General features: G+C 36.9%; 8 protein-coding genes. 6 read left to right on the top strand and 2 right to left on the bottom strand.

Features of this window, described 5'->3' with window-relative positions:
* The first annotated feature begins 101 nt into the window (after positions 1–101).
* Genes RQ763_RS08760 through RQ763_RS08735 form a run of 6 tightly spaced genes read left to right on the top strand, consistent with a single transcriptional unit; the run spans position 102 to position 4,037 of the window.
* Positions 102–725, top strand: a complete 624-nt coding sequence (locus RQ763_RS08760) for a lysophospholipid acyltransferase family protein (protein ID WP_314152431.1) — start codon at positions 102–104, stop codon at positions 723–725.
* Positions 715–1,173 (top strand): hypothetical protein, encoded by a 459-nt coding sequence (locus RQ763_RS08755; RefSeq protein ID WP_314152430.1) that lies wholly within the window; start codon positions 715–717, stop codon positions 1,171–1,173. Before RQ763_RS08760 ends, RQ763_RS08755 begins: the two co-directional genes overlap by 11 nt.
* Complete coding sequence (locus RQ763_RS08750) at positions 1,151–1,987, top strand: tyrosine-type recombinase/integrase (RefSeq protein ID WP_314152429.1); 837 nt, start codon at positions 1,151–1,153, stop codon at positions 1,985–1,987. The genes RQ763_RS08755 and RQ763_RS08750 overlap by 23 nt, the downstream gene beginning before the upstream one ends.
* Positions 1,987–2,997 (top strand): hypothetical protein, encoded by a 1,011-nt coding sequence (locus RQ763_RS08745; protein ID WP_314152427.1) that lies wholly within the window; start codon positions 1,987–1,989, stop codon positions 2,995–2,997. Before RQ763_RS08750 ends, RQ763_RS08745 begins: the two co-directional genes overlap by 1 nt.
* Positions 2,987–3,511, top strand: a complete 525-nt coding sequence (locus RQ763_RS08740; protein ID WP_294931376.1) for a hypothetical protein — start codon at positions 2,987–2,989, stop codon at positions 3,509–3,511. The genes RQ763_RS08745 and RQ763_RS08740 overlap by 11 nt, the downstream gene beginning before the upstream one ends.
* On the top strand, positions 3,501–4,037 hold the full coding sequence (locus tag RQ763_RS08735; protein WP_314152425.1) for a hypothetical protein: 537 nt from the start codon (positions 3,501–3,503) through the stop codon (positions 4,035–4,037). The genes RQ763_RS08740 and RQ763_RS08735 overlap by 11 nt, the downstream gene beginning before the upstream one ends.
* Positions 4,038–4,042: 5 nt before the next feature.
* On the opposite strand, the gene RQ763_RS08730 is transcribed toward RQ763_RS08735, so the two are convergent.
* Both RQ763_RS08730 and RQ763_RS08725 read right to left on the bottom strand, forming a co-directional pair.
* Positions 4,043–4,774 carry a TonB family protein gene (locus RQ763_RS08730; RefSeq protein WP_314152424.1) on the bottom strand — a complete coding sequence of 244 codons (732 nt, stop codon included), beginning with the start codon at positions 4,772–4,774 and terminating at the stop codon, positions 4,043–4,045.
* Positions 4,767–5,811: efflux RND transporter permease subunit (locus RQ763_RS08725; RefSeq protein WP_314152422.1), on the bottom strand; the 1,045-nt coding region annotated here is incomplete at its 5' end. The genes RQ763_RS08730 and RQ763_RS08725, both read right to left, overlap by 8 nt.

Genomic DNA, 5,811 nt, shown 5'->3' with positions numbered 1-5,811 from the left:
CAACATCGTCATAAAAGTAAAAGGTTCCGATGAGCTTTTGGGTGAGTTTAGAGATGTGAAAATCACTCAGATAGGAAGAACTATTTTAACTGGAGAAGTTGTTGGGTAAAAAAATATTTCGGACATTGGCGCTCTTAATCGTTCCTTTTGTGGCATCGCTCTTTATCAGATTGATTTATCTGAGTAACAAAAAGGTATTCCACTCCCCCCAGACGATTGGGGATGAACCGACAATCTTTGCTTGTTGGCATGGAGAGCTTTTAATGCTTCCCTACCTATACTCAAAATACAGAAAAACTCCTCATGCAAAAGTTTTAATCTCTAGCCATTTTGACGGTATGCTGATCTCAAAAACCATAAAATATTTCGGACTCGGCACAATAGAGGGCTCTACAAATAGAAATGCCGCAAGGGTTTTAATGCAGGGAATCAGGGCGCTAAAAGATGGTTATGACATCGGTATTACACCCGATGGACCAAAGGGACCAAGACATGAGGTCGCAGATGGTATAATAGCGATGGCGCAAAAAGCAAAAGCTAAAATCGTTCTGGTTGAGATGAAACCGACAAAATATTGGCAGTTTAACAGTTGGGATAAATTTACTATTCCCAAGCCGTTTGGTACTTTAAACTACTACTCTACATCTCCTATTGATGTTAGTGAGATGGATATGCAAGAGGCAAAAAAAGTGATGAAAGAGGGGCTCTTAAAACATGAACTCTAGATTGTTTATTCCGCTAACTGCACTTTTTTTGCTCTTTGTTATGGGAGCCTATTTTTTAGTAAACCCATCCTATGAAAAATCACTTAGAGCAAAATACTATTATGAAACAGGGAAATATAAAGAGGCGTATACTCTTGCAAAAGAGGCTTTTAGCCTAGATCTCTACAACAGAATGGCGGCCACTGTAATGACGCAGTCGCAGACCTCCTTGAAGTATGTCTCTTACATAGACGATGCAAAAAAATATATAAAAACTATAGATGAGATTGCACGCAAGGAGAGTATCTCCGATGCTGACAGGGCAAAAATAAAGATGATGTGCGAGATCATGCTAAGCGCTTATATAAAGCTTGCACCCAGTGTAGTAACTGATGAGGAGCTGGTAGAGCAGGCTGCTCAGTACTACAGTAAGTTTGAGAAGTTACTTGAAAAAATTAATAGAAGCTAAAAGAGGAGAGTTTCTTCTCTATCTTGAAGAGATAAGAGGCTACTCCGACCTTACCATCAAGAGCTATGATGAATCTCTAAAAGAGGCATTTAGATATGTTGAAGTGCTGCAAGAGGGCGGACATACTCTTTTAGATCTTATGCCTTACCGTATAAAAATCTCTTCACTGAATCCAAAGACAATCAGTAAAAAGCTGAGTGCAATTCGCTCTTTTGCCGAGTACTTAAATGACAACAACATAAGAGTTGTTCTAAAGGCGGATGAGAGCGTTAAAGTTGCAAAAACTCTTCCAAAGCCTATAGCGCACAAACATATTATTGAAGCAATTTCAGACTCTGACTTAAGAGATAAACTGGTTGTAACGCTACTCTATACGCTCGGTCTTAGAATATCCGAACTTGCCTCATTGAGAGTTAATGATATCTCTACAGGGTGGATAAGAGTTATAGGAAAAGGTAATAAACAAAGGGACGTTCCACTTTTGGCAAACGCAAAAGAGCTGCTCGATGCGTATTTGAGTACAACGGTGCAAAAAAAATTTGTTTTTGAGAAAAATGGCGAAAAATTAAGCCAAAACAGTCTAAGATATATAGTTACAAATGTCTTTAGAAGAGTCGGCTTAAAAGTCACTCCGCATCAGCTTAGGCACTCTTACGCATCGAGTCTTTTAAACGGTAGGGCTCCCATTGCAGATGTCAGTGAGCTGTTGGGACACTCGTCTATGGCAACAACGCAAATATATACGAAATTGGGTAGTGCATTGAAACAAGAAAACTACAACTCGGCTCATCCTCTGTGTGGAGCCTCTGAGTAATGATTGGTAAATTTTTAGAAACTTTATATACAAAAGTTTTTATAAATATTATTGTTGAAAACTTACAGACGGTTGTCTATGTTGAGGTCTGTTCAAAAAAAGATGTACTGCAAAGCACACACAAAGTTTTTGAGACCACAACGATAAATTCTAAGATGTATGAGTTTGTCCGCCCTTTTTTTAAAGAGACACCATTTTGTTATATATCCGTTCTCGACAAGTCTTCAAATCAGGGGGCTGTTCCAACTTGTTCAATAAACGAGATGGAAAAGTTTTGCGATATTAATGCCTCAGAGCATATCTGCTACTCGGATAAGTGGGCTTTTTATACCTCCGAGTATGATCTTGAAGCCATAAAACACGAATACAGAAGTATCGGACTCGATTTTATTTTCTCTCCTTTTGCAATAATGGCTAATTTTTTTAAAGATAAGATAGAAAACACTCCGGCTATGTTTGTCCTAATTGAAGACAACTACCTCTCTTTTAGCATATTTGATAACTCAAAATTGCTCTACGGCGAGTATTTAAATATGCAGCATCATAAGGACGATGAGGATATGTTGATAGACTCTCTGCTTGAAAACGAGGATGTTTCGCTTGGAATAAAGGGAATTGATATTGAAGATATGAGTCTTGATGATGACTCTACCGACTTTGACGACTTTACCAACATTGAAGATTTAGACAGTGCTGATGATATGGATGAGTTTTCTGAGATGCATGAGGTTCAAGAGACTGTAGAGAGCGACGTTGATATCTCAAGTGAGGGATTTAACGAAGATTATCAGAGATTTTCACTTATTCAAAGTGCGCTTAACACTTTTTATAAAGACCCGAAATATGAGAGTCAGTTTATTGAGACCATCTATATAGCCGACGGTATAGGAACAAGTGCTGAACTTAAGAGCTATCTTGAAGAGGAGATGTTCTTAAACGTATATGTAAGAAAGATAGATCTTGGCGTGGCAGTGTGTGAGATGGCAAAGGCAGAGGCAAATGAGATATAGCTATATAAAGCCAAGAAAAAAAACGGTCTTTACAAAAGATATACAGCTGATTTTTACCTTTTTTGGCGTTACTATTTTTATGCTCTTTAGCACATACGCCTTTTTGCTTTTTAAAGATTACAGATTTGCGCATGAGGTAGAAGATATTGCAAAGCAAAAAGTTGAGCTTCGAACAAATATAACAAAGATGAATACCCAGATTTCAGTTATTGAGAAACAGAGCCTTTTTGCCGAGAAAATTTTTACAAAAAACAGTGTTTTAAAGGAGAGCATAAATAACCTATTTGATTTGGTCCCAAGCAGAATAACGCTCTCAGAAGCAAAGATTATGCAAGATGGACTCATTCTTTACGGTATTACGCCAAATAAAGATGTCTATAACTTTATGCTGCAAGCACCGCTTCGTTCCATCTTTCATAGAACATACAGCAGTTTTTATCCGGCGGATAACGGATGGTTAAGATTTGTCTCTACCAACTATATTGATGAAGAGGAGTTAAGCAGTGAAAATTAACTTCTCAAGACAAAACATATATTTGATGACCATTACGCTATTTTTGCTGCTGTTTGTTCTTATCTTCTCTTTTGGTGTTCTAATCCCAAAGGGCAAAGAGTATAGGATGGAAAAAACCGAGTTAAAAAAAGAGAATCTTGAACTAAGACAGCTAAGTGATTTTTCAATTGAGAAAGAGGTTATACTTCAAAAACTCCAGAGTGATAATCTCAATGTCATAAAAGCATTTACAACCGAGTTTAATCCCGAGAGATTTGAGAAACAGCACAAATCTTTTTTCAGCTCCTTGAGTGTCTCAAAAGTGAGTAAATCTGATGATGAGGAAGAATTTAGCGTATATGAAGTAAATACGACCTCAGAGATCAGCTCACCGAAGAGTTTTTACAACTTTCTTGATGCCATAAACAAAAGCGACTGGATAATAGCCGTGAATTTTCCGATAAGCTTCAAGAGAGGGGGTGAGATGATTAGCTCATCCTTTACCATGAAGGTCTATAACAATAAAGAGTCAAACGCTACCAAGTAGCTCTTTTACTTTAAGATGTAAGAGATACTAATTTTAAATTTTTTAGGGAAATGAAACAGTGATTCTTCTATATCGATAGGAAAGCTATTTTCTATTGCGCTAACGGCTGATTTTTTAAAAATAGTATTACCGGAAACAATATTAATATTTTTTACATTTCCATCTTCTAAAATTAAAAATTCAATTGTTACAACTCCCTCTATGGCTCGTCTTCTAGCTGAACGAGGATATGATTTATTGCTATTAATCCGTTTTATCAAATTGGCGATAAACAGCTCTCTTTTTGCTTTTGTCATGTCATCATTAAGCGTTGTATCTGCATTTGAGATATTTTCTTGCTTTTTTATTTGCTGCGGTTGGTGGAGAATTTTTTTTTCAACCATATCTTCAGTATGCTCTTTTATGGGTTCAGGTTCGGATACCGGCTCAGGCTCAATCGGCTTTGGCTCAGGCTGTTTTGGCTCAGGTTGTTTTGGCTCAGGTCGTTTTTCAACCGGTTTAGGTTTAGGCTTTGGTTTAGGCTTAATTGGTTTAGGTTTTGGCTCAACCGGTTTTGGTTCCTGCACTGCTTTAGGTTCGCTTTTTGGCGTGACTGTGGATAAGCAAACTTTTCGTATATCGATAACTTTAACATCTTTATCGCTAAATGTATTGACCGAGATGAAGTAAATAACTGATATTCCAACTGTTATATAAACGGCAGAGCTGAGTAAAAATGAAGAGAAATATCTATGCATGTTTTTTATAACCTAATAGAAAATTGTAAAGTATAGGAAGATAAAAAAGATTGAGTATCGTTCCCCATAAAAGCCCAAAACCGATAGCAATAGCTAGAGGTTGAAATGTTACAGCCTGAGCCGTTGCAAAAAACATTAGTGATGAAAGCCCTACAATTGTAGTGATTGATGTAAGTATGATTGGTCTGAATCTTCTTGCGGCAAGAGTAAAAATATCATCTTTATGTGTTGCGGCTTTTATTGTTGCCATCATTAAGATGCCGTCATTTACGATGACACCAGCTAGTCCTAAAGCACCAATAAGAGAGGGCAGAGAGATATTAAGACCCATTATAAAATGACCCATATAAACGCCAAGAAGAGAGAAAGGTATGACCGACATTACTATGAGTGTCTCTCTTATGGAGTTAAAAAGATATAAAATAGAGATAAAGATTAAAACCATAGCGACTATTGATGCTAGTATCATCTCTGATTGCATGCTCTTTTTTTGTTCAGCCTCTCCTTTAAGTTTTAACTCTAATCCCTCTTCTTTTAATTTTTGGATTGTCGGCTCTATTTTTTGTAGCACTTCCGTTGCCGTTACTTTAGAGGGGTCTACATTTGCAAAAACATAAAAGGTCGTATGCGCGTCATCTTTGACCAGCATCTCTAAAGCAGTTACTTTTTCAAATTCGCAAATATCTTCAAGCTTTACAAAGGTGTTGTTTTGCAGTGGAATTTCGAGTTTTTTAAAACTATCTAAATCATCTTTAAAGTTTAGCGATTTTATCTTTACGTCTAAAAGCTCTTTTCCATCATAGATTGTGGCAATCTTAAGACTTAGGTATAGTTTTGCAATATAGTTGCCTAGAAGTTTTTCGGTAATGCCAAGCTCTTCTCCGTAACTGTTTAGTTTAAGTTTGATCTCATCGGTACCGACTTTTATATTGTTACCGAAATACTCTATACCCTCAATGCTGCTAAAACTATCTTCAATTGTTTTGACGGCTCTTATCGCTTTTTGATAATCATCACTAATGACGCCAATGCGAATA

It is taken from the genome of Sulfurimonas sp., from assembly GCF_032250635.1.
Classification (GTDB): Bacteria; Campylobacterota; Campylobacteria; order Campylobacterales; family Sulfurimonadaceae; genus Sulfurimonas.
Note: the sequence above shows the minus strand (reverse complement) of the source record. Positions and strands in the feature narration are given on the sequence as shown.

Coding starts and splice junctions, on each gene's coding strand:
- RQ763_RS08755 (WP_314152430.1), top strand. CDS start 715: ATGAACTCTAGATTGTTTATTCCGCTAACTGCACTTTTTTTGCTCTTT.
- RQ763_RS08745 (WP_314152427.1), top strand. CDS start 1,987: ATGATTGGTAAATTTTTAGAAACTTTATATACAAAAGTTTTTATAAAT.
- RQ763_RS08740 (WP_294931376.1), top strand. CDS start 2,987: ATGAGATATAGCTATATAAAGCCAAGAAAAAAAACGGTCTTTACAAAA.
- RQ763_RS08730 (WP_314152424.1), bottom strand. CDS start 4,774: ATGCATAGATATTTCTCTTCATTTTTACTCAGCTCTGCCGTTTATATA.